General features: G+C 68.6%; 23 protein-coding genes. 10 read left to right on the top strand and 13 right to left on the bottom strand.

What is annotated here, in order from left to right:
- Positions 1–8 precede the first annotated feature (8 nt).
- Positions 9–647: an MBL fold metallo-hydrolase gene (locus CGR01S_RS02905; RefSeq protein ID WP_042422189.1), complete on the top strand. Its 639-nt coding sequence runs from the start codon at positions 9–11 to the stop codon at positions 645–647.
- Between the two features lie 67 nt (positions 648–714).
- Here CGR01S_RS02905 and CGR01S_RS02910 read toward each other — a convergent pair whose 3' ends face one another.
- Positions 715–1563, bottom strand: a complete 849-nt coding sequence (locus CGR01S_RS02910; RefSeq protein WP_042422191.1) for a M48 family metallopeptidase — start codon at positions 1561–1563, stop codon at positions 715–717.
- A 33-nt stretch (positions 1564–1596) separates the two neighbouring features.
- Between CGR01S_RS02910 and CGR01S_RS02915 the strand changes: the two genes are divergently transcribed.
- The 3 genes from CGR01S_RS02915 (at position 1597) to CGR01S_RS02925 (ending at position 5045) form a co-directional block, all read left to right on the top strand.
- The gene (locus CGR01S_RS02915) at positions 1597–2949 is read left to right on the top strand and encodes an AmpG family muropeptide MFS transporter (RefSeq protein WP_042422192.1); all 1353 of its coding nucleotides are present in this window, start codon (positions 1597–1599) and stop codon (positions 2947–2949) included.
- A gap of 140 nt (positions 2950–3089) precedes the next feature.
- Positions 3090–3806: a response regulator gene (locus CGR01S_RS02920; protein ID WP_042422194.1), complete on the top strand. Its 717-nt coding sequence runs from the start codon at positions 3090–3092 to the stop codon at positions 3804–3806.
- Positions 3807–3815: 9 nt separating this feature from the next.
- A complete protein-coding gene (locus tag CGR01S_RS02925; RefSeq protein WP_042422196.1) occupies positions 3816–5045 on the top strand; it encodes an ATP-binding protein in 1230 nt (409 codons plus the stop codon).
- 5 nt (positions 5046–5050) lie between these two features.
- Here the strand turns inward: CGR01S_RS02925 and CGR01S_RS02930 are convergent, their stop codons facing one another.
- The 11 genes from CGR01S_RS02930 to aptA form a co-directional block, all read right to left on the bottom strand.
- Positions 5051–6349, bottom strand: coding sequence for an O-antigen ligase family protein (locus tag CGR01S_RS02930; RefSeq protein ID WP_156967488.1), 1299 nt, complete (start codon positions 6347–6349; stop codon positions 5051–5053).
- A gap of 13 nt (positions 6350–6362) precedes the next feature.
- Complete coding sequence (locus tag CGR01S_RS16295) at positions 6363–8288, bottom strand: FkbM family methyltransferase (protein WP_084690534.1); 1926 nt, start codon at positions 8286–8288, stop codon at positions 6363–6365.
- A complete protein-coding gene (locus CGR01S_RS02940; protein WP_042422200.1) occupies positions 8285–8491 on the bottom strand; it encodes a zinc-finger domain-containing protein in 207 nt (68 codons plus the stop codon). Before CGR01S_RS02940 ends, CGR01S_RS16295 begins: the two co-directional genes overlap by 4 nt.
- A gap of 2 nt (positions 8492–8493) precedes the next feature.
- Positions 8494–9432, bottom strand: coding sequence for a branched-chain amino acid transaminase (locus tag CGR01S_RS02945; RefSeq protein ID WP_042422202.1), 939 nt, complete (start codon positions 9430–9432; stop codon positions 8494–8496).
- Positions 9433–9500: 68 nt separating this feature from the next.
- Complete coding sequence (gene radA / locus CGR01S_RS02950) at positions 9501–10880, bottom strand: DNA repair protein RadA (RefSeq protein ID WP_042422204.1); 1380 nt, start codon at positions 10878–10880, stop codon at positions 9501–9503.
- An 84-nt stretch (positions 10881–10964) separates the two neighbouring features.
- Positions 10965–11093 (bottom strand): hypothetical protein, encoded by a 129-nt coding sequence (locus CGR01S_RS17170; RefSeq protein ID WP_281174250.1) that lies wholly within the window; start codon positions 11091–11093, stop codon positions 10965–10967.
- 62 nt (positions 11094–11155) lie between these two features.
- Positions 11156–11581, bottom strand: a complete 426-nt coding sequence (locus CGR01S_RS02955; protein ID WP_042422206.1) for a barstar family protein — start codon at positions 11579–11581, stop codon at positions 11156–11158.
- Between the two features lie 116 nt (positions 11582–11697).
- Positions 11698–12105 carry a guanyl-specific ribonuclease gene (locus CGR01S_RS02960; protein WP_042422208.1) on the bottom strand — a complete coding sequence of 136 codons (408 nt, stop codon included), beginning with the start codon at positions 12103–12105 and terminating at the stop codon, positions 11698–11700.
- Between the two features lie 155 nt (positions 12106–12260).
- Positions 12261–14558: an NADP-dependent malic enzyme gene (locus CGR01S_RS02965; protein ID WP_042422211.1), complete on the bottom strand. Its 2298-nt coding sequence runs from the start codon at positions 14556–14558 to the stop codon at positions 12261–12263.
- A gap of 238 nt (positions 14559–14796) precedes the next feature.
- Positions 14797–16314 (bottom strand): CoA-acylating methylmalonate-semialdehyde dehydrogenase, encoded by a 1518-nt coding sequence (locus CGR01S_RS02970; RefSeq protein ID WP_042422352.1) that lies wholly within the window; start codon positions 16312–16314, stop codon positions 14797–14799.
- A gap of 68 nt (positions 16315–16382) precedes the next feature.
- Complete coding sequence (gene aptA, locus CGR01S_RS02975; protein WP_042422213.1) at positions 16383–17747, bottom strand: omega-aminotransferase AptA; 1365 nt, start codon at positions 17745–17747, stop codon at positions 16383–16385.
- A 92-nt stretch (positions 17748–17839) separates the two neighbouring features.
- Here aptA and CGR01S_RS02980 point away from each other — a divergent pair, with 92 nt between their 5' ends.
- On the top strand, positions 17840–18775 hold the full coding sequence (locus CGR01S_RS02980; RefSeq protein WP_042422215.1) for a LysR family transcriptional regulator: 936 nt from the start codon (positions 17840–17842) through the stop codon (positions 18773–18775).
- 112 nt (positions 18776–18887) lie between these two features.
- The gene (locus CGR01S_RS02985) at positions 18888–19193 is read left to right on the top strand and encodes a flagellar basal body rod protein FlgC (RefSeq protein ID WP_042422355.1); all 306 of its coding nucleotides are present in this window, start codon (positions 18888–18890) and stop codon (positions 19191–19193) included.
- On the opposite strand, the gene CGR01S_RS02990 is transcribed toward CGR01S_RS02985, so the two are convergent.
- Positions 19177–19431, bottom strand: a complete 255-nt coding sequence (locus tag CGR01S_RS02990) for a DUF2061 domain-containing protein (protein ID WP_042422217.1) — start codon at positions 19429–19431, stop codon at positions 19177–19179. The two genes, CGR01S_RS02985 and CGR01S_RS02990, sit on opposite strands and share 17 nt — an antisense overlap.
- A 193-nt stretch (positions 19432–19624) precedes the next feature.
- Between CGR01S_RS02990 and CGR01S_RS02995 the strand changes: the two genes are divergently transcribed.
- From CGR01S_RS02995 to CGR01S_RS03010, 4 genes are all read left to right on the top strand, one after another.
- Positions 19625–20677 carry an SPFH domain-containing protein gene (locus CGR01S_RS02995; protein ID WP_042422218.1) on the top strand — a complete coding sequence of 351 codons (1053 nt, stop codon included), beginning with the start codon at positions 19625–19627 and terminating at the stop codon, positions 20675–20677.
- Between the two features lie 103 nt (positions 20678–20780).
- Complete coding sequence (locus CGR01S_RS03000; protein WP_042422220.1) at positions 20781–22268, top strand: DUF4178 domain-containing protein; 1488 nt, start codon at positions 20781–20783, stop codon at positions 22266–22268.
- Between the two features lie 21 nt (positions 22269–22289).
- Positions 22290–22511 (top strand): DUF350 domain-containing protein, encoded by a 222-nt coding sequence (locus CGR01S_RS03005; RefSeq protein WP_042422222.1) that lies wholly within the window; start codon positions 22290–22292, stop codon positions 22509–22511.
- 75 nt (positions 22512–22586) lie between these two features.
- Complete coding sequence (locus CGR01S_RS03010) at positions 22587–24227, top strand: site-specific DNA-methyltransferase (protein ID WP_042422224.1); 1641 nt, start codon at positions 22587–22589, stop codon at positions 24225–24227.
- The last annotated feature ends 4 nt before the right edge of the window (positions 24228–24231 follow it).

Here is a 24231-nt window from a genome sequence, read left to right on the forward strand (position 1 = left end):
CCGGCGCCATGCTCCACTACCTGACCCTGCCCGTCACCGCCTTCCAGCAGAACTGCTCGCTCCTGTGGTGCGATGCCACCGGCCAGGCGAGCGTGATCGACCCCGGCGGCGACATCGACCAGATCGTGCACGCGGCCCGCCAGCGCGGGCTGCAACTGGCCCAGATCTGGCTGACGCACGCGCACATCGACCATGCGGGCGGCGCGGGCGAACTGGCCGAGCGCCTGCAGATTCCCATCATCGGGCCGCACCCGGGCGACCAGTTCTGGATCGACGGCCTGCCGCAGCAGAGCGTGATGTTCGGCTTTCCGCCCGCGCAGCGCTTCACGCCCACGCGCTGGCTGCACGACGGCGATGCCGTGCAGCTCGGCCACGAGCAGCTTGCCGTGCGCCACTGCCCGGGCCACACGCCGGGCCATGTGGTGTTCCACGCGCCGCAGATCGAGCGCTGCTTCGTCGGCGACGTGCTGTTCGCCGGCAGCATCGGCCGCACCGACTTCCCGCAGGGCAACCACGAGCAGCTCATCGAGAGCATCACCCAGCGCCTGTGGCCCATGGGCGACCAGACGGTGTTCATCCCCGGGCACGGGCCCGAGAGCAGCTTCGGGCGCGAACGCCAGAGCAACCCCTACGTGGGTGGAACCTGATATTTCAAGGGTTTTGGGCCTCTAGCGCCCGTGGATCAAGCGCCAGCAGCTACCGATTCAATAGCATTCAGCCATTCTGCCGGGCCGCTTCGTACAGGCCCTGCACCTTGGGCACGTTCTGCTGCAGTTCGCGGATGCGCTCCGGGCCGCTGGGGTGGGTGGAGAGGAAGGCCAGCCCCTCCTTGCCGCCCGTGGCCTGGCCCATCTTGCGCCACAGGCTGACGGCGGCACGGGGGTCGTAGCCCGCGCGTGCGGCCAGTTCCAGGCCCACGAGGTCGGCGTCGCTCTCGTCGCTGCGGCTGAACTTGAGCGTGAGCAACTGCCCGCCCAGGCTGGCGGCCAGGTTGCCCAGGTCCCCCAGGCCCAGCAGTTGCGCGCCCAGGCGCAGGCCCAGGTTGGTCGCCTGCGTCTTGGCGATGCGCTCGCGCGCGTGCTCGCGCAGGGCATGCGCCATCTCGTGGCCCATGACCATGGCCACCTCGTCGTCGCTGAGCTGGAGCTGCTCCAGGATGCCGGTGAAGAAGGCGATCTTGCCGCCCGGCATGCAGAAGGCGTTGATCTGCTTGCTGGCGATGAGGTTGACCTCCCAGCGCCACTGGCGCGCGCGCTCGTTCCACGGCGTGGTGTGCGGGATGAGCCGCCGCGCAATGGCGTGCAGGCGCACGAGCTGCGGGTGGCCGGCCGGTGCCAGCGCGCGCTGCGCGCGCGCCTGCGCCAGCAACTGGCTGTACTGCTGCACGGCCGAGGTTTCCAGCGTCTCGGCCGGCACCAGGCGGCGCATGCCCGAGGCGGCGCCCACATCGACCTGGGCCAGCGCGGGCGCGGCCATGCCCGCACCAGCCGCGAGCAGAAACGCGCGGCGCGCCTGCCAGGGAGATGATGGCGCGGCGGCGGGGGCGGGGCAGAACAGGCACATGCAGGAATAATAGACAAAAACTCCCGCGCGCCCATGCCAGACCACGCCCCGACCCCCGCCGCCCCGGCACCCCGCGCCACCTGGCTGCAGACGCTGCGCGTCTACCTCGAGCCGGCCAGCCTGCGCATGCTCACACTGGGCTTCGCCGCCGGCCTGCCGCTGTTGCTGGTGCTGGGCACGCTGAGCTTTCGCCTGCGCGAGGCGGGCATCGACCGCGGCACCATCGGCTACCTGAGCTGGGTGGGCCTGGCCTACGGCTTCAAGTGGGCCTGGGCGCCGCTGGTGGACCGGCTGCCGCTGCCGCTGCTCACGCGCTGGCTGGGGCGGCGGCGCGGCTGGCTGCTGCTGGCGCAGGCGGCCATCGTCGCGGGGCTGGTGGGTATGGCGCTGGCCGATCCGCGCCAGGCGCTGGGCCCCATCGTCTGGTGCGCGCTGGCCGTGGCCTTCGGCTCGGCCACGCAGGACATCGCGCTCGACGCCTTCCGCATCGAGTCGGCCGACACCGGCCGCCAGGCCGCGCTGGCCGCCGCCTACCAGACGGGCTACCGGCTGGCCATGATCTGGGCCGGCGCGGGCGTGCTGTGGATCGCCGCGCGCGCCGAGGGCGCAGCAGCCCTGGCGCAAGGCACGGTCTACCAGAACGGCGCCTGGCAGACGGCCTACCTGGTGATGGCGGCCTCCATGGCCGTGGGCATCGTCACCGTGCTGTTCTCGCGCGAACCGCGCCCCGTGGCCCTGCCCCCGGCGAAGAACGCCGCCGCATGGCTGCGCGGCGCGGTGGTCGAGCCCTTCGCCGACTTCCTGCGCCGCTACGGCTGGCAGGCGGCGCTGATCCTGGCGCTCATCGCCGTCTACCGCATCAGCGACGTGGTCATGGGCATCATGGCCAACCCGTTCTACGTGGACATGGGCTACACCAAGGACGAGGTGGCCGCCGTGACCAAGGTGTACGGCGTGCTCATGACGCTGGCGGGCGCCTTCGTCGGCGGCGTGCTCTCCATGCGCCTGGGCGTGATGCGCATCCTCATGCTGGGCGCGCTGCTGAGCTGCGCCACCAACCTGCTGTTCGCCTGGCTGGCCGGGCACGGGCACGACGTGACGGCGCTCATCGCCGTGGTCTCGGCCGACAACCTGGCGGGCGGCATTGCCTCGGCGGCCTTCATCGCCTACCTGTCGAGCTTGACCAATGTGAGCTACTCGGCCACGCAGTACGCGCTGTTCAGCTCCATGATGCTGCTGGCGCCCAAGTTCGTGGCGGGCTTCTCGGGGGACTATGTCAATGCCTTCGGCTATGCGCATTTCTTCGTCTCCACGGCGCTGCTGGGCGTGCCGGTGCTCGCCCTGGTCTGGCTCGCGTCCAGGGTCAAATCGACCGATGGCGCTTGACTGGCAAGCGCTGGCAGCTATTGATTCAATAGCGGATTGGGATGACCGGGCCGCGCCCGTTTACCGGGGCTTTACCCCCAGGACAAGGCGCCGTGACACACTGGGCGCACCATGCCTGCCTAGGCACTGACTGTGGAGCCATGAGCATTTCCCTGTTGATGATCGAAGACGACCTGCGCCTGGCGCAGATGGTGGCCGAGTACCTGGGCCAGTCGGGCATGCAGGTCGCGCACTGCCCCGATGCCGCCAGCGGCCTGGCGCGCCTGCAGGGGGGCGAGGGCGCGGCCCTGCCCGAGCTGGTCATCCTCGACCTCATGCTGCCCGACATGGACGGCCTGGAAGTCTGCCGCCGCATCCGCGCCCTGCCCGGCGCCGCGGGCCAGATGCCGGTGCTCATGCTCACCGCCAAGGGCGACCCCATGGACCGCATCATCGGCCTGGAGATCGGTGCCGACGACTACCTGCCCAAGCCCTTCGAGCCGCGCGAGCTGCTCGCGCGCATCCGTGCCATCCTGCGCCGGCGCCACGCGGGCGCCGCCCCGGCGGCGCACACCATGCGCTTCGGTGCGCTGGAGATCGACCGCGACGCGCGCAGCGTCACCGTCGCCGGCCAGCCGGCGGAGCTGACCTCCTACCAGTTCGACCTGCTCGTGGCCCTGGCCGAGCGCGCCGGTCGCGTGCTCACGCGCGACCAGATCATGGAGGCCGTGCGCGGGCGCGAGCTCGAAGCCTTCGACCGCTCCATCGACGTGCACATGGGCCGCATTCGCGCCGCCATCGAGCAGGACGTGAAGAACCCGCGCCGCATCCTCACAGTGCGCGGCGTGGGCTACGTGTTCGCCAAGCAGCAGGACTGACGCGCCGCCATGTCCGCCACCAACCCCTTCGCGCGCCACCTGTACCTGCGCATCTGGCTGGCCGTGGTCGCCGGCGTGGCCGTGCTCACGCTGGCCGTGGGCTGGGCCTGGCGCGTCGCGGCCGAGCAGAACGCCCAGACCCTGGCGCCGCCCGCGCGCGAGATCGTGCTGCGCGACGAGCAGGGCCGCATCGTGCTGCAGGGCCTGGCGGCGCGCCAGCCCACGGCGCCGGCGCAGGGGCTGGAGTTCCTCGTCGCCACCGAGCAGGGTGGCAGCTATGTGCTGCAGATGGCGCCGCGCGCCGAGCGCGCCGAGCGTGCCGGCCGGCCCGGTGCCGGCCCGGCGCACCGCGCCATGATGTTCTGGACCCGGCCGCCGTTCGGCTTCGCATGGATGCTCGCCGTGGTCGGCATCGCCGTGGCGGTGGGGGTGTTCCCCATCATCCGGCGCCTGACGCAGCGGCTCGAGGCGCTGCAGCGCAGCGTGCAGCGCTTTGGCGAGGGCGACCTGTCGGTGCGCGTGCCCGCGCAGGGCCACGACGAGGTGGCCCACCTGGCGCGCCAGTTCAACGCCGCCGCCGAACGCGTGGAGGCCCTGGTGAAGGCGCACAAGTCGCTGCTCGCCAATGCCTCGCACGAGTTGCGCTCGCCCCTGGCGCGCATCCGCATGGGGCTGGAGCTCATGGGCGCGCAGCCGCCCTCGGCCGCACTGCGCGAGGAGCTGCAGCGCAACATCGCCGAGCTCGACCAGCTCGTGGAGGAAATCCTGCTCGCCAGCCGCCTGGATGTGCGCGAGGCCGACGTGGGTACCAGCGAGCACGTCGATCTCGTGGGCCTGGCCGCCGAGGAGTGCGCGCGCAGCGGCGCCGAGCTCGAGGTGCAGGCCGACGGCCTGGAAGTGCAGGCCGTCGCCCGGCTGCTGCGCCGCGCCCTGCGCAACCTGCTGGAGAACGCGCGCCGCTACAGCCACGGGCCGGTCAGCGTCACGCTCGTGCGGCATGCGGGCATGGCCGAGGTGCGCGTCTGCGACCAGGGCCCGGGCGTGCCCGCGGCGCTGCGCGAGCGCATCTTCGAGCCCTTCTACCGCCTGCCCGGCGCCAGCGAGCGCGCGGGCGGCGTGGGGCTGGGCCTGGCGCTGGTGCGCTCCATCGCCGGCCGCCACCAGGGCACGGTGCACTGCGAGAACAACCCGCGGGGCCCGGGCGCCTGCTTTGTGCTGCGCCTGCCGCTGGCGGCCTGAGCGGCCTACCCGGCGGTGCCCTGCGGCGCTTGTCTCGGCGCGTCCTGGGCCGCGCTCAGCAGCAGGACGAAGAACAGCGGGAAGAAATGCCGCTCCGTGAGCAATTGCAGCGGCGTGTCCACCATGGCGTACACCATCCAGACCACCCACAGGCTCGGGCCCATGGCCGCCGCCATGGTCTGCAGGCCGCGCTGGCGCCACAGCAGCCATCCCAGGGTGGCCACCCAGGCCGCATACGCGGCCAGGGCGGGCAGGCCCCCCTCGATGGCGGCGAACAGCCACTGGTTGTGCGGGTGCTTGCCCCCGCCGTAGAGGCACATGTCGGCGGGCTGTGCCGAGGCGCAGAACGCCTGCCGGTAGCTGCCGGTGCCATGGCCCAGCACCGGGCGCTGGCCTATGACCTGCAGCGCCTCGCGCCAGATCGCCAGGCGGTGGTCGGCCAGGTTCACGTCGCCGCGCTGCGCGCTGCCTGCCCCCTCGAAGGCCTGGATCTCGCGCCAGGTGCGGTCCAGGCGGTCCTGCACGCTGCCGGACATCCACAGCGCCGCCGCGCACAGCACGGCCATGCCCCCCAGCCAGTGCAGCAGCCAGCGCCGCGGGCAGCACACCAGCGCGAGCACGAACAGCCCGGCCAGCAGCGTGGCATAGCCCGTGCGCCCGGGCACCAGCCACAGGATGTCGAACACCGCCAGCGCCGCCAGCAGGCCGTGCGCGAGGCGCTGGCGCCATGCCAGCGCCCGGCCGGTGCACGCCCGGGCCAGCCAGGCCAGCGCGGCCACGGACATCAGCACGTTGTGCGTGATATGGACGTGGAAGATCGCGTCCCCGCCGCCCTTGTAGGGCAGGGGCCAGGGGCCGGCATCCAGGCGCACCCACAGCGCATGCGCCAGCGACAGCGCCAGCGTCAGGCCCATGGCCAGCAAAAAGGCCTGCAGGCAGCGCCGCGGCCAGGGCGTATGCCACAGCGCCACGGCGAACAGCGGCAGCAGCAGCAGCGCCGCGCTGCGCAGCAACTGGCCGAGCACGGCCTGCGGGGCGGCGGCGCTCCAGAGGGAGGCCAGCAGGGCGCTGCCGTACAGGGCCAGTGTCGCCAGGACGGCGGGGTGCCGGCCCACGGCATGCCAGCGCCCGCGCCAGCTCCCGGCTGCCTGGCCGGCCAGCATGGCGGCGGCGAACAGGGCCGTCAGCACGCTGGTCAGGGCGTTCGACAGCGGAATGGCAAAGGCCAGCGCCACGAGCAAGGCACCGGCGGTGTTCTGCAACCTGGCAGCCCAGGCCGATGGCGGGAGGAGCGAAGCGGCCACGGGCACAGCCTTCTCAGTAGCGGGCCGGGGCCTGCCAGAACCCGACCACGCGCCCCCAGGCGCGCGCCAGGTGGCGCGGCGAGGGCAGCAGCACGCGCACGGCCAGCACGGCCAGCGACTGCAGCCGGGCCTTGCGGCGCAGCCGCCGGGCGGCATCGGTGCCCGCGTGCTTGGCGGTGAACAGGATCTTGGAGCGCGCATGGTGCAGGCCGCGCAGGTATTCCACGCGCCAGGGGTGGCGGCCGCGCACCGAGCCGCGGTTGGCGTGGGCCACGCGCACGGCGGGCTCGAGCACCACCGCCCGGCGCATCTGCAGCAGGCGCAGGCACAGGTCTTCGTCCTCGTAGTAGAGGAAGAAGCGCGTGTCGAACCAGGTGCGTGTGGGCAGGGCGTCCAGGCGCAGCAGCATCACCGCGCCGCAGGCATAGCCCACGCACAGGGGGCCTTGCGCCGCCGGCCCGCGCGCCGTGCTGTGCAACCGCGGCCAGCCGTAGTTGAGCTGCGCGTGCCCCTGCAGATCGACGAGCTGCGGCACGACCACGGCGGCCTCGGGCCAGCGCTGCGCGGCCTGCAGCAGGGCCTGGGCGTCGGCGGTGTGCACCAGGCAGTCCGGGTTCAGCAGCAGGGCGTAGGGGGTGCGGACCTGGGCCAGGGCCAGGTTGTTGGCCGCGCCGAAACCCTGGTTGGTGTCCAGGCCGATCCACTGCGCCTGCGGCAGGAGCCGCCGTACCAGGGCCGGCGTTGCGTCGTGGCTGCCGTTGTCCACCACGATCACTTGCGGCCAGTCGGCGAGGGCGCGCGCCAGCGGCTCGAGGCAATGGGCGCTGTTGAAGGTCACCACCACGGCAGTCACGTCGGCCAAGGGGTGGCGCCTGGGCGCCGCCGCGCTGTCCGCCAGCGGCGCTGCGGCCGGGGTGGCAGGCGCCAGTACGGACGTTGCCGGCGCGTGGGGCGCGGGCCGCACGGGGAGGGGAAACAGGCTTTCCCAGTCGATGGCCAGCCGCTGCGGCACCAGCAGCACGCAGGGCAGGTGGCGGGCATTGGCCTGCGGGCCTGCCAGCCGCTGGAGGTACACGGGGTTGCCGCCATGGCGCAGAGCCGTCCACAGCCGCGCCAGCAGGCCCCGGCGCGCCGGGTTGCCGCGCACCACTTGCCAGGCCTCATAGGCCACGCCGGTCTGGCGCAGGCGCTCGAGCACGGTGGGCAGGTGGCCCTTGTCCACCTCGACCTGGATCACCGGGGCGTGTGCGCGTATGGTCTGCAAGGCCCCCTGCAGGGCCTCTATCTCGTGGCCCTCGATGTCGAACTTGATGAACGCCACGTCGGCAATGCCCAGGCGCTGCACCAGCGCGTCCAGGCTGACCGCGGGCACCACGGTGGTGCCGTCCGTGCCGTCCTGGCTCACGCGGGCGTGGCCCAGGTTGCCATGGCGCTCCATCTGCAGGCGCACCTGCCCTTCGCGGTCCGAAATGGCGGCGCAGACGACGGTGGACTTCTCCTCCAGCCCGTTCCAGGCAAGGTTGGCCCGCGCCACATGGGCGTAACTCTGCACCGCATCGACGGCGAGCACGCCGCCGAAGTCCGGCCCCAGCTCCACGCTGTAGTTGCCGATGTGGCAGCCCAGGTCGACCAGGGTGCTGCGCGCCAGGCGCTCGGCGCCCAGGCCCTGGCGGCAGACGTGGCGCGCCACGGCGATCTCCTCGGCTTCGAAGGCGCCGAACTTGGCCGTGTAGCCGCTGACATAGTCGCCCGGCATCACGAAATAGCGCCGGTGCTGCCGGCCCTGCAGGAAAAAGCGCCCGCCCCGCTGCAGCAGCGGGTGCAGGAGCTTGAACCAGTAGACCCGCGGGGAGATGCGCAGGCCGGTATCAATGGGGGCGGCACGGCCGGGCGGCTGCGCCGGTGCCTTGTCCAGGCCCACGGCCTCCGGGATGCTCAATGCGCGCCCCTGGCGACCTCTCCGGCCTTGAGCCGATAGTGCGTGCCGCAGTAGGGGCAACGTGCCTCGCCGGTGCGCGCCACGTCGAGGAACACCCGCGGGTGGTTGTTCCACAGCTTCATGTCGGCCTGGGGGCTGGGACAGAACACGCCGCCCTGGGGATTGAGATCCTTGGCCAGCAATTCAACGACGGCTTGGGACATGGTCAGACCTTGGTGAGCCAGTGGGCGTATTTCGGGTTGCGTCCGTTGACGATGTCGAAGAACGCGTTCTGGATTTTCTCGGTGATGGGGCCGCGGCTGCCCGCGCCGATCTCGATGCGGTCGAGTTCGCGGATGGGCGTGACCTCGGCGGCCGTGCCGGTGAAGAAGGCTTCGTCGGCGATGTACACCTCGTCGCGCGTGATGCGCTTTTGCACGATCTCCAGGCCCAGGTCCTGGGCGATGTGGAACACCGTGTTGCGCGTGATGCCGTTGAGCGCACCGGCCGAGAGGTCGGGCGTGTAGATCACGCCGCTCTTGATGACAAAGATGTTCTCGCCCGCACCTTCGGAGACGAAGCCGCTGCTGTCGAGCAGCAGCGCTTCGTCGTAGCCCTCGTCCGTGGCTTCCATGTTGGCCAGGATGGAGTTGGTGTAGTTGCTCACCGCCTTGGCCTGCGTCATGGTGATGTTGACGTGGTGGCGCGTGTAGCTGCTGGTCTTGACGCGGATGCCGCGCTTCATGCCCTCTTCGCCCAGGTAGGCGCCCCAGGCCCAGGCGGCGACCATCAGGTGGATGGTGTTGCCCTTGGGCGAGACACCCAGCTTCTTGTCGCCGATCCAGGTGAGCGGGCGCAGGTAGCAGGATTCCAGATTGTTGGCGCGCACCACGGCCTTTTGCGCCTCGTTGACCTGCTCCATGGTGAAGGGGATCTTCATGCGCAGGATCTTGGCGCTGTTGAACAGGCGCTCCGTGTGCTCCTGCAGGCGGAAGATGGCCGTGCCATTGACCGTGTTGTAGGCGCGCACGCCCTCGAAAGCGCCGCAGCCGTAGTGCAGCGTGTGGGTCAGCACGTGGATCTTGGCGTCGCGCCAATCGACCATCTGGCCGTCCATCCAGATCTTGCCGTCACGGTCGGCCATGGAGGGTACAACGGGGCTCATAGGGGTCCTTTGCTCAGGGTTCGCGAATCCTGCGATTCTACGGCGCGCAGTCCAGGCGCCGGGGGGCTTCAGGCCAAGGCGCGCACGGCGTCGAGCGCCTGCTCGATGCGTTCGACGGCATGGATTTCCAGCCCCGCAATCGGCTGGCGCGGGGCGTTGGCCTTGGGCACCACGGCCACGGTGAAGCCCAGCTTGGCCGCCTCGCGCAGCCGCTCCTGTCCGCGCGGCGCCGGGCGCACCTCACCCGCCAGGCCCACCTCGCCGAAGGCGATGAAGCCCTTGGGCAGGGCGCGGCTGCGCAGGCTCGATGCGATGGCCAGCATCACCGCCAGGTCGGCGGCGGGCTCGCTGATGCGCACGCCGCCCACGGCGTTGACGAACACGTCCTGGTCGGCGCAGGCCACGCCCGCATGCCGGTGCAGCACGGCCAGCAGCATGGCCAGGCGGTCGCGCTCCAGCCCCACGGACAGGCGCCGCGGATTGGGGCCGCCGCCATCGACCAGGGCCTGGATTTCGACCAGCAGCGGGCGCGTGCCTTCGAGCGTGACGAGCACGCAACTGCCGGGCACGGGTTCGCTATGCTGCGAGAGGAAGATGGCGCTGGGGTTGGAGACACCTTTCAGGCCGCGTTCGGTCATGGCGAACACGCCGATCTCGTTGACCGCGCCGAAGCGGTTCTTGATGGCGCGCACCAGGCGGAAGTTGGAGTGCGTGTCGCCCTCGAAGTACAGCACGGTATCGACCATGTGCTCGAGCACGCGCGGGCCGGCGAGCGCGCCCTCCTTGGTCACGTGGCCCACCAGCACCATGGCGATGCCCGTGGCCTTGGCCGCCCGCGTGAGGTGGGCGGCGCATTCGCGCACCTGCGCGACCGAGCCCGGCGCCGAGGTGAGCTGGTCGGAGAACACCGTCTGGATGGAGTCGATCACCGCCACGGCGGGCTGCACGGCCTCCGTGGTGGCGAGGATTTTTTCAAGCTGCGTCTCGGCCAGCACCTGCACCTGGCTGTGGTCCAGGCCCAGGCGGCGCGAGCGCAGCGCCACCTGGGCGCCGCTTTCCTCGCCCGTGACGTAGAGCGTGGGCAGACCCTTGCGCTGCAGGGCGTCCAGGGCCTGCAGCAGCAGCGTGGACTTTCCAATGCCGGGGTCGCCCCCGATCAGCACCACGCCGCCCTCGACGATGCCGCCGCCCAGCACGCGGTCGAGTTCGGCCAGGCCGCTTTCGGTGCGCGCCACCTCCTGGGCCTCGATGGCCGAGAGCGGGGTGACGGGCTGCGCCGCATTGAGCGCCAGGGCCCCCGCTTGGCTGTAGCGGTTGCGGGCCGCGCCGGCTTCGGCCAGGGTTTCGGTGAGGGTGTTCCAGGCCTGGCAGTGCGGGCACCGGCCCAGCCACTTGGGCGTGGTGCCGCCGCATTCAGAGCAGGTGTAGAGCGTCTTGTCGCGGGACATGGGCGGCGGGGTGGGGATGGAGGGCCCGCCACTGTAGCGCAGCCGCCCCGCCTGCGGCCTCCGGGGCCGCAGCAGGCGGGGCGCTCAGGCGGCCGTGAGCCAGTAGCCCGCGTTGAAAGGGCTGCTCATGCGTAGCGCCAGCGGGGAGATGTCCACGAGCTTGTCGGTGGGCATTTTTTCCTCGCACTCCTCGCCGAGGGGGATGCCCTGCACGCGTGCAGGGGCCTGCGGGGCCGGGTTCGCCCGTTCTGCCTGGCCGGTGGTCGCAGAACGGGCTACAGAAAAGAATAGAAACAGCGGAACGGGATCTTGCGGTCGCTCCAGTACTCGGCGGCGTCGCGGAAGACGTCGAGCAGCTGCTCGCGGGCTTCCTTGTCGAATTTGGCCGTGGCCGGGATCTGCTCCAGCACCACGACGAAGCCGGGCTGCGGGCCCGACTTGTGCAGGGGGTCGGTGAGGCAGTCGCACAGCGCATCGAAGTTCTTGCCAAAATGCGCCGGGAAGGTGAACTGCTGCGCGATCAGGTCCAGCACGTCCTGCTTGGTCTGGGCGTGGGCCAGGTTGGCATAGAGGAAGTGGTGCCCCAGGCGGGCGGCGGCCTCCTGCAGGTCATGCACGCGAAAGGCACGGATGGACTGCACGATGTTGGGGCGCACACCGCGCAGTGGTACTTCCGATTCCTTACGAAGTGGTGTGTCCATCTCCGCTTCTCTTTCTCTTCCAGTCAAAAACAAGTCCCGGGACCGTTGCTGCAGGTCTCCGGGAAGCCATCGGGCGGTCATGGACCCCGGCACGGCCAGGGTGCAGAGGTTGGGGTTCATTCGATAATTTCGCGAAAACTGGCGTAATGGTCGCTGGTGTAATAGCAAGCCTCTGGCGTGCGGGGCTGGTAGCCGCCGCACACGATGCGCCGGGCGCCACGGTGGCGTACGCCAGGTGTTCTGACGGTGTATTCGCGGTAGTAGCCGCGTTTGTGCTGGGGCAGCAGCCTTTCGCGATTGCCAAAGACCGTGCCGTCCTTCTCATAAGGAAAAGGCCCGCCCTGGCGGATCAGCGCATAGGTCTCACGACCCTGGGGGGGCAGTTGCGCGACAGGGATGCTCTCCTGGCTGCCACCGGCTGGCAGGCCGCGCGCCATGCCCGGCAGGGGCGCGAGCGCGCAAGCAAAAACCAACATCCATGCGGCGAATGCCCTGCTCGCCCTCCAGGCACCAGCCTTCAGCATCAATCCACACCTTTCAGAAACTACGGGTTTACCCGAAATTTCGAACCGCTAGTGTGACGGAAACCCCCTGAAAATGCAAGCATGTGCCTATTCTTTAGGCAGTTTTTGCCCGGGCCGGGGGCTTGGGAAGTCAGTGTTCGCTTTGGCGCCGGGCCTTATCGCTGCGCGTTGGCGTCCGCCACGGTGAGCGCCGTCATGTTGACGATGCGGCGCACCGTGGTGCTGGCCGTGAGGATGTGCACCGGCAGCCCCGCGCCCAGCAGCACCGGGCCGATGGCGATGTTGCCGCCCGCGGCGGTCTTGAGCAGGTTGTAGGAGATGTTGGCGGCGTCGATGTTGGGCATGACCAGCAGGTTGGCGTCGCCCGCCAGGCTGCTGTGCGGCATGAGGGCGGCGCGCGCCTTGCCGTCCAGGGCCACGTCACCGTGCATTTCCCCGTCCACCTCCAGCCAGGGGGCCTGCACGCGCAGCAGTTCCAGGGTCTGGCGCATCTTCACGGCGCTGGGCTGGTTGCTGTTGCCGAAGTTGGAGTGCGACAGCAGGGCGGCCTTGGGCTTGAAGCCAAAGCGCAGCATTTCCTCGGCGGCCATGATGGTGATTTCGGCAAGCTGCTCGGCCGTGGGGTCGTAGTTCACGTGCGTATCAACGACGAAGACCTGGCGCTCGGGCAGCATGAGCCCGTTCATGCAGGCGTAGGTCTGCACCCCGGTGCGCTTGCCGATGACCTGGTCGATGTACTGCAGGTGGTGCGCCGTGTGGCCCCAGGTGCCGCAGATCAGGCCATCGACCTCGCCCTTGTGCAGCATCATGGAGCCGATGAGCGTGAGGCGCCGGCGCATCTCGATCTTGGCGATGGGCACCGTCACGCCCTTGCGCTCGGTCATGCGGTGGTAGGTCTGCCAGAAGTCGCGGTAGCGGTGGTCGTTCTCGACGTTCACCACGTCGTAGTCGCGGCCCTCCTGCAGGCGCAGGCCGAATTTCTCGCAGCGCTGGGCGATCACGGCCGGGCGGCCGATGAGCGTGGGGCGGGCGATGTGCTCGTCCACGACGATCTGCGCGGCGCGCAGCACGCGCTCTTCCTCGCCTTCGGAGTAGGCCACGCGCTTTTTCGCGGCTTTCTTGGCGATGGTGAAGATCGGCTTCATCGTCGTGCCCGAGGCGTAGACGAAGGTCTGCAGGTGGTCGCGGTAGGCGTCCATGTCGGCAATGGGGCGCTGCGCGACGCCGGAGTCCGCTGCGGCCTGGGCCACGGCCGGCGCGATCTTCATCATCAGGCGCGGGTCGAAGGGCTTGGGAATCAGGTATTCCGGCCCGAAGGAGAGCTGCTCGCCCACGTAGGCAGCGGCCACGACCTCACTCTGCTCGGCCTGCGCGAGCTCGGCGATGGCGTGCACGGCGGCGATTTCCATCTCCGTGGTGATGGTGGTGGCGCCGCAGTCGAGCGCACCGCGGAAGATGTAGGGAAAGCACAGGACGTTGTTCACCTGGTTGGGGTAGTCCGTGCGGCCCGTGGCGATGATGGCGTCGTCGCGCACGGCCTTCACGTCTTCCGGCGCGATCTCGGGGTTGGGGTTGGCGAGCGCGAAGATCAGCGGGCGCGGCGCCATGTGCGCCACCATGTCCTTCTTGAGCACGCCCCCGGCGGACAGGCCCAGGAACACGTCGGCCCCGGCGATGACCTGCGAGAGCGTGCGCAGATCGGTTTTCTGCGCGAAGAAGGCCTTGTCGGCGTCCATGAGCTCGGTGCGCCCCTCGTAGACCACGCCGGCGATGTCGGTGACCCAGATGTGCTCGCGCGGCAGGCCCAGCTTGACCAGCAGGCCCAGGCAGGCCAACGCCGCCGCGCCTGCGCCCGAGGCAACCAGCTTGACCGTGCGGATGTCCTTGCCCGCGACCTTCAGGCCGTTGAGGATGGCGGCGCCCACCACGATGGCCGTGCCGTGCTGGTCGTCGTGGAAGACCGGGATCTTCATGCGCTCGCGCAGCTTGCGCTCGACGTAGAAGCAGTCGGGCGCCTTGATGTCCTCGAGGTTGATGCCGCCGAAGGTGGGCTCCATGGCGGCAATGATCTCGACCAGCTTGTCCGGGTCCTTCTCGTTGATCTCGATGTCGAACACGTCGATGCCCGAGAACTTCTTGAACAGCACGCCCTTGCCCTCCATCACGGGCTTGCCGGCGAGCGGGCCGATGTCGCCCAGGCCCAGCACGGCCGTGCCGTTGGTCACCACGCCCACGAGGTTGCCCCGGCTGGTGTAGCGGAAGGCGGCCGCCGGGTCCTTGACGATTTCCTCGCAGGGCGCGGCCACGCCGGGCGAATACGCCAGCGCCAGGTCGTGCTGGTTCACCATCTGCTTGGTGGCGGCGATGGCCACTTTGCCGGGCTTGGGGAACTCGTGGTATTCGAGGGCAGCCTTGCGCAGCAGGGCGCGTTTGTCCGGGGTGGTGTCGGGCATGGTGGGTCTCCGCGATGCAATCGGCTGCCGGCGCCTGGGCGTCCCGGCACCGGCAGGGCGGCTGCCCCGGTGTTCGGCGGGCAGCCAGGGAAGGGATTATGGGTCTTCGCCCGGGGGCCTTACCAGAAGCCCCTGGGGTCCATGCCATTGTGACGCAAATTCGTGAAATGAATTTTCACATCACAAAACAAATGACTTTTCGGCCCCTAGTCGCCCGCACCCCGGGCCCACCCCGCCTTCAGCGGCTGCTCGGAAAGCTGAACACCGCCCCCTCGCGCACGCCGGCCGAGGGCCAGCGCTGCGTGACGGTCTTGCGCTTGGTGTAAAAGCGCACGGCGTCCGGCCCGTAGGCGTGCAGGTCGCCGAACAGGCTGCGCTTCCAGCCGCCGAACGAGTGGTAGGCCACGGGCACGGGCAGGGGCACGTTCACGCCCACCATGCCGACCTGGATGTGGTCGGTGAAGTAGCGCGCGGCCTCGCCGTCGCGCGTGAAGATGCAGGTGCCGTTACCGTACTCGTGGTCGTTGATGAGCTGCATGGCTTCCTGCAGCGTCTGCACGCGCACCACGCCGAGCACGGGGCCGAAGATTTCCTCCTGGTAGATCTTCATGCCGGGCTTGACGTGGTCGAACAGGCAGGCGCCCAGGAAGTAGCCGTCCTCATGGCCTGCCACCTGCACGCCACGGCCATCGACCACCAGCGTGGCGCCGTCTGCGACACCGCTGTCCACATAGGCCTTCACCTTCTCGAAGTGCTGCCGGGTCACCAGCGGGCCCATGTCGTTGCTGTTGTCGGTGCCGGGGCCAACCTTCATCTTGGCAATCTCGGCCTTGAGGCCCGCGATCACGGCGTCACCCACCGCGTCGCCCACGGCCACCAGCAGCGGGATGGCCATGCAACGCTCGCCACACGATCCATAGGCCGCGCCCATCAAGGCGCTCACGGCGTTGCCCACGTCGGCATCGGGCATCAGCACCGCGTGGTTCTTGGCGCCGCCCAGGGCCTGCACGCGCTTGCCGTGCTTGCAGCCTTCGGCGTAGATGTATTCGGCGATCGGCGTGGAGCCCACGAAGCTCACGGCCTTGACGCGCGGGTCTTGCAGCAGCGTGTCCACGGCCAGCTTGTCGCCGTTGACCACGTTGAGCACGCCGGGGGGCAGGCCCGCCTCCAGCGCGAGCTGGGCAATGAACAGCGCGCTGCTGGGGTCGCGCTCCGAGGGCTTGAGCACGAAGGTGTTGCCGCAGGCCACGGCCATGGGCCACATCCACAGCGGCACCATGGCCGGGAAGTTGAACGGCGTGATGCCCGCCGTGACGCCCAGGGCCTGGAACTCGGACCACGAGTCGATGCCCGGGCCCACGTTGCGGCTGTGCTCGCCCTTGAGCAGCTCGGGCGCGTAGCTGGCGTATTCCACGTTCTCGATGCCGCGCTGCAGCTCGCCGTGCGCATCGGCCAGCACCTTGCCGTGCTCGGCGGTGATCAGGGCGGCGATCTTGTCGGCGTTCTCTTCGAGCAGCACCTTGAGCTTGGACATCACGCGCGCGCGCTTGAGCGGCGGCGTGTTGCGCCAGGCGGGGAAGGCTGCCTCGGCGGAGGCGATGGCGGCCTCCACCGTGGCCTTGCTGGCCAGGGCTACGCTGGTGGTCGACTGGCCCGTGGCCGGGTTGAAGACGGGCTGGGTGCGCTCGGTGTCGGCAACGATCCTGCCGTCGATGAGGTGGCCGATGGTGGAGGTGACGTTCTTGTCGTGGTACATGGTGATTTCAAGCAAAAAGCGCGTCCAGCGCTTGTCCATCAAGCGCCAGCAGCTATCAAAACAGGAATTCAGGCGGTTTCGTGCAGGGCGTCGCCCAGGGCGCTGACCAGGCGGTCGATCTCGGCCTCGGTGCTGATGAAGGGGGGCGCGAGCTGGATGGTGTCGCCGCCGTAGCGCACGTAAAAGCCCTTGTCCCAGCACTTCATGGCGATCTCGTAGGGGCGCTTGGCCGGCTCGCCAGGCAGCGCTTCAATGGTGAAGCCGGCGGCCAGGCCGTAGTTGCGGATGTCGGCCACATGCTTGGCCCCCTTGAGGCCGTGCACGGCGTTCTCGAAGTAGGGCGCCAGGGTCTTCACGCGGCCGGGCATGTCCTCTTTTTGCAGGATGTCCAGCACGGCATTGCCCGCCGCGCAGGCGACGGGGTGGGCCGAGTAGGTGTAGCCGTGGGCAAATTCCAGCATGTACTCGGGGCCGCCCGCGGCCATGAAGGTGTCGTAGATCTCCTTGCTGGCCACACAGCCGCCCAGCGGCTGGGCGCCGTTGGTCACCTGCTTGGCGAAGTTCAGGATGTCGGGCGTCACGCCGAACACCTCGGCCCCCGTCCAGCCGCCGCAGCGGCCGAAGCCCGTGATCACCTCGTCGAAGATCAGCAGGATGTGGTTCTGCGTGCAGATCTCGCGCAGGCGCTGCAGGTAGCCCGCAGGCGGGATGACCACGCCGGCCGAGCCGGAGAACGGCTCCACGATCACCGCGGCGATGTTGCTGGCATCGTGCAGGGCGATCAGGTCGAGCAGCTTGTCGGCCAGCGCCCGGCCGTCGGTGTCGGGCATGCCCCGGCAGAAGGAGCCGGCGGGCGGCTGGGTGTGGGGGAGGTGGTCGGCCTCGATGGTCTGGCCGAAGGTCTTGCGGTTGCCCACCATGCCGCCGACCGAGATGCCGCCGAAGTTCACGCCGTGGTAGCCCTTCTCGCGGCCGATCAGGCGCGTCTTGCTGCCCTGGCCTTTGGCGCGCCAGTAGGCGCGCGCCATCTTCAGCGAGGTGTCGGCCGCCTCCGAGCCCGAGCCGGTGAAGAACACATAGTCCAGGCCGGCGGGCGTCAGCTCCTTGAGCTTGTTGGCAAGCTCGAACGAGGCCGGGTGGCCGAACTGGAAGGCGGGCGCGTAGTCGAGCTGGGCGGCGGCCTTGCCAATGGCCTCGGCCACCTCGCGGCGCCCATGGCCCAGGCCCGAGCACCACAGGCCCGAGAGGCCGTCGAAGATCTTGCGCCCGTCGGCGTCGGTGTAGTACGCGCCCAGGCCGCTCACGATCATGCGCGGCTGGGCCTTGAAGCTGCGGTTACCGGTGAAGGGCATCCAGTGCGCGTCCAGCCAGGCGGCGTCCGTGTTCGGGGCCGCCGCATGCGCGGAGGTATCGTCGACGAGGGCAAATGACATGGCGCTCTCCAGAAAAAAGGGGGAATGCGCGCATTGTGGGTAACGGCGATAATTCGTTGGATAGACAAATATCCACGTTCACTTGCCGATTTATGCAAGCAAGCACCGCCATCCGTCCGCGCGCCGTACTGGGCCAGGTCAGCGACATGGACCTGCGCCTGCTGCAGGTCTTCAAGGCCGTGGTCGAGTGCGGCGGCATGGCTGCGGCGGAGTTGGAGCTCAACATCGGCACGAGCACCGTGAGCCGCCACGTGAAGGATCTGGAGACCCGCCTGGGGCTCACCCTGTGCCGCCGGGGCCGCGCAGGCTTTGCGCTCACCCCTGAGGGCCAGCGCGTGTACGACGAAACCCTGCGCCTGCTGGCCGCGGTGCGTGGGTTTCGCGATGGCATTGACGACATCCACGAGCGCATGGGCGGCACGCTGTCCCTGGCCGTGTTCGACAAGACGGCGAGCAATCCCGCCGCGCGCATCCACGCTGCCCTGGCTGCGTTCGCGCAGCAGGCGCCCGATGTGCACCTGCAATTGCACGTGGGCAGCATCAATGCCATCGAGCGCGGCGTGATCGACGGCAGCTTTCAGGTCGGCATCATCCCGACGCACCGCAGTTCGCAAAGCCTGGTCTACACGCCGCTTTTTGACGAAACCATGCTGCTGTACTGCGGCCAGGGCCATCCCCTGTTCGGCGCGCAACACGCCGCGCTGGACTGGGAGGCCCTGCGCGCCCACCCCTTTGCCGGCCTGGGCTACCACTCACCCAATATGGCGCTGAGCCACCAGGCGGGTTTGCTGCGCAGTGCCACGGGGTTTGACCAGGAGTCCATTGCGACGCTGGTGCTCTCGGGCCGCTACCTGGGTTTTTTGCCCGACCATTACGCGCAGGCATTCGTGCAGCATGGGCGCATGCAGGCCGTGCGGCCCGACCGCTTCAACTACCACTGCGCGTTTGTGGCACTGGTGCGGCGCTCGCCCGCGCCCTCGCGCGCCGCGCAGTGCCTGCAACGCTGCCTGGTGCAGGCCCACGCCTGAACCTGCGCTGCGGAGCCCGGCGTTCCTCTGCGCCAGAGGGTGGCCCAGCGCAGTCCGGTGCACGGCGGAAAACGCTTTACTCTCCCGGCGCAATGCCGATACCATGGCTGCCATGTCCAGCATCACCGCCATCGCCTCATCCGGCCTGCGTGCCGCGCAGCAGCGGCTGGACGCCTCCGCGCACAACATTGCCAATGCCCAGACGCCTGGCATGCGCCCCCTGCGCGTGGAGCAGGCCGAGGCCGCCACGCCGCCAGGCGGGGTGCGCACCAGCGTGCAGCGCGCATCCCAGCCCGGGGTGGCGCTGGAGCAGGAGATGGTGGACCAGATGAGCGCCACCTACGCCTTCAAGGCCAATCTGCGCACCCTGCAGACCCAGGACCGCATGCTGGGCGCCTTGCTCAACGAGCAGGCGTGAGCAGCGCCTGCGCTGGCGCAGGGGTGCGCCGCAGCGCGCGCTCCCAGGCTTTCTCGTGGAAGAAAAAGGCCACGGCCTGCACCGTTGGCTCCAGCAGGCTGAGCGTGAACGAGGCGACCAGATTGCCGGTGATGGCGTAGGCCACCATGGCCGCCACGCAGATGTGGATGAGGTAGTAGCTGCCGGTCTTGAGCAGCATGGCCCGGTTCTGGCGGGCGATGTGGCGGATGCGGGACATGGCGGACTCCTGGAAGGCGGGACCAGCGGATGCGCCGGCCTGTGTAAATAATAATGCTTCGCAATTGCATTGCCCATTGAGTCTCCCTACCAGCGGCATAGCCTGCACGCACCGCCGGGCCCCGCCGCAGCAAGGCTTGTTCTATGATGGCTGGCCCTACCAACCCCCTTCGTTCAGCAACCGGGAGCAGCGCATGGCCCTCATGGACTTCATCAAGAAACAGTTCATCGACATCCTCCAGTGGACCGAGGACGGCGACGGAACGCTGGCATGGCGCTTCCCGATGGAGGGGATGGAAATCCAGAACGGCGGCACGCTGGTGGTGCGCGAGTCGCAGATGGCGGTGTTCGTCAACGAAGGCCAGGTGGCCGACGTGTTCGGCCCCGGCACCTACAAGCTGACCACGCAGACGCTGCCGGTGCTCACCTACCTGAAGAACTGGGACAAGCTGTTCCAGTCGCCCTTCAAGAGCGACGTGTACTTCTTCAGCACGCGCCAGCAGATCGACCAGAAGTGGGGCACGCCGCAGCCCATCACCATCCGCGACAAGGACTTCGGCGCGGTGCGCCTGCGCGCGTTCGGCAACTACGCCTACCGCATCGCCGACCCCAAGCGGTTCCACACCGAGATCTCGGGCACGCGCGATGTGTACCCCGCGGCCGACCTCGAAGGCCAGTTGCGCGGCCTGGTGCTGCAGAACATCAGCAACGCCATCGCCGGCAGCGGCCTGCCCTTCCTCGACCTGGCGGCCAACCAGGTGATGTTTGCCGACGCGCTGGCCAAGGAACTGCAGCCCGCGTTCGAGAAAATCGGCCTCAAGCTGGAGGCGATGACGGTGCAGAACGTCTCGCTGCCCGAGGAGCTGCAGAAGATCCTCGACCAGAAGATCGGCATGGGCATGGTCGGCGGCGACATGGGCAAGTTCATGCAGTACCAGACGGCGCAGGCCATCCCCAAGTTCGCCGAGGGTGCGGGCCATGGCGGTGGCGGCATCGCGGGCGACGCCATGGGCCTGGGCGCCGGCGTGGCGCTGGGCCAGGTGCTGGCGCAGAACCTGCAGGCCGGCCTGCAGGGCGCAGCGGCCCAGGCCGCGCCCGCCGCGGCTGCCGCAGCGGCGGCCGGGGGCGTCAAGCCCGAGGACGTCATGGCCACACTGGAGAAGCTGGCCGAGCTCAAGACCAAGGGCATCCTCACGCAGGACGAGTTTGACGCCAAGAAGGCCGAACTGCTGAAAAAGCTGGTCTGAGTCAATACTATAAAAACTATAGCTGCCAGCGCTTGAGGGGCGGGCACCAGAGGCCTGAAAACCTCTGAGTCCGCACGGAGCGGCGCAGGCAGGCGCACCCACGATGGCGACCAGCCCCACCCAGCGCAGCTACCGGGCGCCCTGCCCGGGCTGCGGCGCGCCCGTCGAATTCCGCAGCGCGCAATCCACGCACGCCGTCTGCGGCTACTGCCAGAGCACGGTGGTGCGCAGCGGCGAGGTGCTCGCGCGCCTGGGCAAGATGGCCGAGCTGTTCGACGACCATAGCCCGTTGCAGCTCATGGCCAGCGGGCGCATCGTGCTCGATGGCCAGGAGCAGCCCTTCACCCTCATCGGCCGCCTGCAGTACAAGAACGAGGCGGGCACCTGGGCCGAATGGGTCGCCTACCTGAACGACGGCAGCATGGCCACGCTGGGCGAGGACAACGGCGCCTACGTCTTCACCCGCCCCGACCCCGCCATCCGCGCCCTGCCCGACGCCGGCCGCCTGCGCGCGGGCACGACCACGGCCATCAACGGCAAGACCTTCAGCGTGGCCTATGCCGGCCAGGGCAGCCTCATCGCCGCGCAGGGCGAGCTGCCGCGCCTGCCACCCCTGGGCCAGCCCTTTGCCATGGCCGAGCTGCGCAGCAGCGACGGCGAGGTGCTGTCCATCGACTACGGCGTGCAGCCCCCGCGTGTGGAGCGCGGGCGCAGCGTGTTGCTCGACGACCTGAAGCTCCAGGGTCTGAAAGACGCGTCGGCCAAGGAGGAGAAGGGCCGCCAGTTCGACTGCCCGCAGTGCGGCGCGCCCGTGCAGGTGCAGCTGGAGACCACCAAGAGCTGCACTTGCCCCTCGTGCAAGAGCGTGATCGACCTCTCCCACGGCCTGGGCGGCGAGCTGCGCGCGGCCGTGCAGGACGAGCCCGTGCGCCCCACCATCGCGCTGGGCGCCAAGGGGCAATTGCAGGGGGTGGACTGGCAGGTGGTGGGCTTTCAGCACCGCATGGGCCAGGAGCCCGGCGACGACGAGCATTTCGGCTGGAACGAATACCTGCTCTACAACCAGAAGCGCGGCTTCGCCTTCCTGGTCGATTCCGAGGAAGGCTGGAGCCTGGTGCGCCCCACCACGGGCGCGCCGCAAATGACGGCCAATGGGCGCAGCGCCACCTACCTGGGCAGCAAGTACGAGCTCAAGTACAGCTACCACGCCGAGACGACCTATGTGCTGGGCGAGTTCTACTGGCAGGTCGAGCGCGGGCAAAAGACCTTCAACCGCGACTTCGCGAGCAGCAAGGGCCTGCTGTCCATGGAGCAAAGTCCCAGCGAGGTCACCTGGTCCAGCGGTGACAGGCTGGCGGCCGCCACCGTGGCCCAGGCCTTCGGCATCGCCCCGTCCCGGATCGGGGACGACGTGGGCCCCTTTGTCCCCGCGGGGGGCGACAGGATCAAGACCATCCTGATCGTGGTGGTCATCGTCATCATCCTGCTGGTCATCCTGAGCGACTGCTCGGGCTCATCGGGTGGCAGCGGCTACACGCGCAGCACCGGCGGCTCCTGGGGTGGCTACTCCAGCGGCGGCGGGCACAAATGAATTTTGCAAGGAGAAACAGCAATGATGGGAATCGAATGGCTCCGGCCCGCGGCCTTCCTCGGGTCCATCCTGTACGCCATCATCGGCGTGGTGGTGTTCTGGCTGTGCTTTGTCATCATCGACAAGATCACCCCCGCCGACCTGTGGCGCGAAATCGTCGAGAAGCAGAACCAGGCCCTGGCCCTGGTGGTGGCGGCCATGTGCCTGGGCATCAGCATCATCGTGGCGGCGGCGATCCATTGACGCGGTGGCGGTGACTCGCCCGCACAATAGCGGACTCGCCCGCCAGCCCGGACACCGGGCACCCCAACATCCGACATGCCTACCCTTGACTGGCTTAACCGCGCCACTGCCTTCACCACCGCCGCCCAAGTGCCCTACCGGCTGCTGGACACCGTCTCCACCCACGGCGATGCCGCCAGTGCGCAGGGCAACCTACTGATCCAGGGCGACAACCTCGAAGCCCTGAAGGCCCTGCTGCCGTTTTACCGAGGCAAGGTGAAGTGCATCTTCATCGACCCGCCGTACAACACGCAAAGCGCCTTCGAGCACTACGACGACCACCTGGAACACAGCCAGTGGCTGAGCATGATGCTGCCGCGCCTGCAACTGCTGCGCGAGCTGCTGAGCGAGGACGGCTCGATCTGGGTGACTATCGACGACAACGAAGGGCATTACCTCAAGGTGTTGATGGATGAGGTGTTTGGGCGGAGGAATTTCCTGACCACGTTCATTTGGCAGAAGAGCTATGGTGGTGGCGCTAAAGCTAGATATTTCGTTGGGCTGCACGAGTACATACACTGCTTCGCAAAAAACATTGCTGCTCTGCCAGACTTCTTTTGGCCACCCGATGAAGGGGTGCTCAAGTACTACAAATTGCGCGACGCAAAGTTTGTAATACGTGGGCCTTACCGACTGCAGCCACTCGCGACCACAAGTAACGACGAAAGACCCAACTTGCGTTACGCCCTTCCCGGGCCAGACGGCACAGAAGTTTGGCCAGTGAAACAGTGGCAATGGTCTCGAGAACGAGCACTCAACGCACTAGCAAATGATGAGCTCGTTTTCACGCCGTCAAAAACCGGCTTTACCGTCAACTACAAACAGTATTTGAGAGATACCGACGGTGAGGAGAGGCGTGCAAAACCAAAATCAATCATTGAAGGGCAGTACACACAACACGGAACACAAGAAAGTGTTGCCCTTTTTGGCCAAGAGAAGAAATTTTCTTTTCCTAAACCCGAAGGAATCATTGAACGCATTCTGGAGGCCGCCACTACCCCCGGCGACCTGGTTCTCGACAGCTTCCTCGGCTCCGGCACCACGGCCGCCGTGGCGCACAAGATGGGCCGCCGCTGGATCGGCATCGAAATGGGCGAGCACGCCGCCACGCACTGCCTGCCCCGGCTGGAGAAGGTGATCGCGGGCGAACAGGGCGGTATCAGCCAGGCGGTAGGTTGGCAGGGCGGCGGCGGCTTTCGCTTCGCCCGCCTGGGCGCGCCCGTGTTCGATGCGCAAGGCCGCATCCACCCCGAGGTGCGCTTTGCCACGCTGGCGGCCTTTGTCTGGCAACAGGAGACGGGCACCGCCTTCGACCCTGCCCAGGGCCGCGCAGGCACGCCCTGGATCGGCACACACTCTGTCTTTGATAGCTGCTCGCGCTCGCCTGATGCGCCCGAAGCGGCAGTTCCGCCTGACATCGCGCTCCTCGAACTCGTGCTGCGCAGCCGCACGGCCTACTACCTGCTGTTCAACGGCATCCTGGGCGACAAGCGCCCCGCCAGCGGCAATGTGCTCACGCGCGCCGTCCTCGATGCGCTCTTGCAACTGCACGCCACCACGCCGCACCCCGAGGCGCCGCTGGTGGTCTATGGCGAGGCCAACCGCCTGGGCCCCGAAACCCTGGCCCGCGCGCGGGTGACGTTCAAGCACATTCCGTATGACGTGAAGGCGAGGTGAGGGG

Source organism: Comamonas granuli NBRC 101663, assembly GCF_000739995.1.
In the GTDB taxonomy this organism is placed as follows: Bacteria; Pseudomonadota; Gammaproteobacteria; order Burkholderiales; family Burkholderiaceae_C; genus Simplicispira; species Simplicispira granuli.

Excerpts from the sequence above, each read along its gene's own strand:
- CGR01S_RS02905 (WP_042422189.1), top strand. The coding sequence starts at position 9 with ATGCTCCACTACCTGACCCTGCCCGTCACCGCCTTCCAGCAGAACTGC.
- CGR01S_RS02910 (WP_042422191.1), bottom strand. The coding sequence starts at position 1,563 with ATGTGCCTGTTCTGCCCCGCCCCCGCCGCCGCGCCATCATCTCCCTGG.
- CGR01S_RS02915 (WP_042422192.1), top strand. The coding sequence starts at position 1,597 with ATGCCAGACCACGCCCCGACCCCCGCCGCCCCGGCACCCCGCGCCACC.
- CGR01S_RS02920 (WP_042422194.1), top strand. The coding sequence starts at position 3,090 with ATGAGCATTTCCCTGTTGATGATCGAAGACGACCTGCGCCTGGCGCAG.
- CGR01S_RS02925 (WP_042422196.1), top strand. The coding sequence starts at position 3,816 with ATGTCCGCCACCAACCCCTTCGCGCGCCACCTGTACCTGCGCATCTGG.
- CGR01S_RS02940 (WP_042422200.1), bottom strand. The coding sequence starts at position 8,491 with ATGTCCCAAGCCGTCGTTGAATTGCTGGCCAAGGATCTCAATCCCCAG.
- CGR01S_RS02945 (WP_042422202.1), bottom strand. The coding sequence starts at position 9,432 with ATGAGCCCCGTTGTACCCTCCATGGCCGACCGTGACGGCAAGATCTGG.
- radA (WP_042422204.1), bottom strand. The coding sequence starts at position 10,880 with ATGTCCCGCGACAAGACGCTCTACACCTGCTCTGAATGCGGCGGCACC.
- CGR01S_RS02955 (WP_042422206.1), bottom strand. The coding sequence starts at position 11,581 with ATGGACACACCACTTCGTAAGGAATCGGAAGTACCACTGCGCGGTGTG.
- CGR01S_RS02960 (WP_042422208.1), bottom strand. The coding sequence starts at position 12,105 with ATGCTGAAGGCTGGTGCCTGGAGGGCGAGCAGGGCATTCGCCGCATGG.
- CGR01S_RS02965 (WP_042422211.1), bottom strand. The coding sequence starts at position 14,558 with ATGCCCGACACCACCCCGGACAAACGCGCCCTGCTGCGCAAGGCTGCC.
- CGR01S_RS02970 (WP_042422352.1), bottom strand. The coding sequence starts at position 16,314 with ATGTACCACGACAAGAACGTCACCTCCACCATCGGCCACCTCATCGAC.
- aptA (WP_042422213.1), bottom strand. The coding sequence starts at position 17,747 with ATGTCATTTGCCCTCGTCGACGATACCTCCGCGCATGCGGCGGCCCCG.
- CGR01S_RS02980 (WP_042422215.1), top strand. The coding sequence starts at position 17,840 with ATGCAAGCAAGCACCGCCATCCGTCCGCGCGCCGTACTGGGCCAGGTC.
- CGR01S_RS02985 (WP_042422355.1), top strand. The coding sequence starts at position 18,888 with ATGTCCAGCATCACCGCCATCGCCTCATCCGGCCTGCGTGCCGCGCAG.
- CGR01S_RS02990 (WP_042422217.1), bottom strand. The coding sequence starts at position 19,431 with ATGTCCCGCATCCGCCACATCGCCCGCCAGAACCGGGCCATGCTGCTC.
- CGR01S_RS02995 (WP_042422218.1), top strand. The coding sequence starts at position 19,625 with ATGGCCCTCATGGACTTCATCAAGAAACAGTTCATCGACATCCTCCAG.
- CGR01S_RS03000 (WP_042422220.1), top strand. The coding sequence starts at position 20,781 with ATGGCGACCAGCCCCACCCAGCGCAGCTACCGGGCGCCCTGCCCGGGC.
- CGR01S_RS03005 (WP_042422222.1), top strand. The coding sequence starts at position 22,290 with ATGATGGGAATCGAATGGCTCCGGCCCGCGGCCTTCCTCGGGTCCATC.
- CGR01S_RS03010 (WP_042422224.1), top strand. The coding sequence starts at position 22,587 with ATGCCTACCCTTGACTGGCTTAACCGCGCCACTGCCTTCACCACCGCC.